At 68.0% G+C, this 1,473-nt stretch carries 2 protein-coding genes; one reads left to right on the top strand and one right to left on the bottom strand.

Going from position 1 to position 1,473, the window contains the following annotated elements; translation table 11 throughout:
* Positions 1–334, bottom strand: a 334-nt coding sequence (locus ACSFA3_RS23090; RefSeq protein ID WP_435507780.1) for a LysR family transcriptional regulator, incomplete at its 3' end; no start/stop codon positions are given.
* Between the two features lie 94 nt (positions 335–428).
* Here ACSFA3_RS23090 and ACSFA3_RS23085 point away from each other — a divergent pair.
* Positions 429–1,473, top strand: a 1,045-nt coding sequence (locus ACSFA3_RS23085) for an MFS transporter (protein WP_435507779.1), incomplete at its 3' end; no start/stop codon positions are given.

Below are 1,473 nucleotides of genomic sequence, written 5' to 3'. Positions count from 1 at the left end.
GGGCCTGCTCGAGGATCGCCGAAGCCGGCATGTCGGGGCTGACCCGGCCGCGCGGCGCGGCGCCCGAGGCGGCACAGCGCTCGGCCTCGTCCATGTCGGCCAGCACGCGCAGGCTGCGTTCGTAGAACTCCGTGCCTTCGGGCGTGAGCTGCAGCTTGCGCGTGGAGCGGTGCACCAGCTGGATGCCCAGGCGCAGTTCGAGCCGCGCCACCAGCTTGCTCACGGCCGAGGGCGTCATGCCCAGCAGGCGCGCCGCCGCCGAAAAGCCGCCGGACTCGACCACCTGCACGAAAGCTTCCATCTCGCCGGAGCGGTTGACGTCGATGCGCGGCATGGCTCTTCTTCCAATCTGTGCGTTCAACTCACAAGTATGTGTACTAGCGGCATTATAGTCATAGACGCATTTCGTCCGCACAGTACAGGGCATCATGCCAATCGCTCTACTCGCCCTCACCGCCGGTGCCTTCGGTATAGGCACCACCGAGTTCGTCATCATGGGCCTGCTGCTGCAGGTCTCGACGGATCTTCAAGTCTCCATCACGGCCGCCGGCCTGCTGATCTCGGGCTACGCGCTCGGGGTGGCGGTGGGCGCACCCGTGCTCACCATCGCCACCCGCAAGCTGCCGCGCAAGACCGTGCTGCTGGCGCTCATGGCGATCTTCACGCTCGGCAATCTCGCCTGTGCCGTGGCGCCCAACTACGAAATGCTGATGGCCGCGCGCGTCATCACCTCGCTGGCACACGGCACTTTCTTCGGTGTCGGCTCGGTGGTGGCCACCGGCTTAGTGGCGCCCGAACGCCGCGCCTCGGCCATCGCGATCATGTTCACCGGCCTGACCGCCGCCACGCTGCTCGGCGTGCCGGCCGGCGCCTGGCTGGGCCTGCAGTTCGGTTGGCGCTCGGCCTTCTGGGCCGTGACGCTGATCGGCGTGCTGGCCTTCACGGTGCTCGCGGTGTTCGTGCCGCGCGTCAAGGGCGAAACCAAGCCAGCGCCGTTGCGCGAAGAGCTGGCCGTGCTGGCACGCCCGCAGGTGCTGCTCGGCCTGGCGATGACGGTGCTCGGCTTTGCCGGCGTGTTCGTGGTGTTCACCTACATCCAGCCGCTGCTCACGCAGGTCACCGGGCTTTCGGAGTCGGCCGTGTCGCCGATCTTGCTGGTGTTCGGCGGCGGCCTTGCGGTCGGCAACATCCTCGGCGGCAAGCTGGCCGACCGCATGGGCCCGATTCCGGCGCTGAAGATCATCTTCGCGCTGCTGGCCGCGGTGCTGCTGGTGTTCAACTTCGCGGCGCCGCACAAGTGGCTGGCTCTACTGGCGGTGCTGATGTGGGGCGCGGTGGCTTTCGGCAACGTGCCGGGGCTGCAGGTGTATGTGGTGAAGCAGGCCGAGCGCTTTACGCCACAGGCGGTGGACGTGGCCTCGGGCCTGAACATCGCGGCCTTCAACCTGGGCATTGCCGGCGCGGCCTGGGCCG

It is taken from the genome of Variovorax glucosi, from assembly GCF_051216695.1.
In the GTDB taxonomy this organism is placed as follows: domain Bacteria; phylum Pseudomonadota; class Gammaproteobacteria; order Burkholderiales; family Burkholderiaceae_C; genus Variovorax.
Note: the sequence above shows the minus strand (reverse complement) of the source record. Positions and strands in the feature narration are given on the sequence as shown.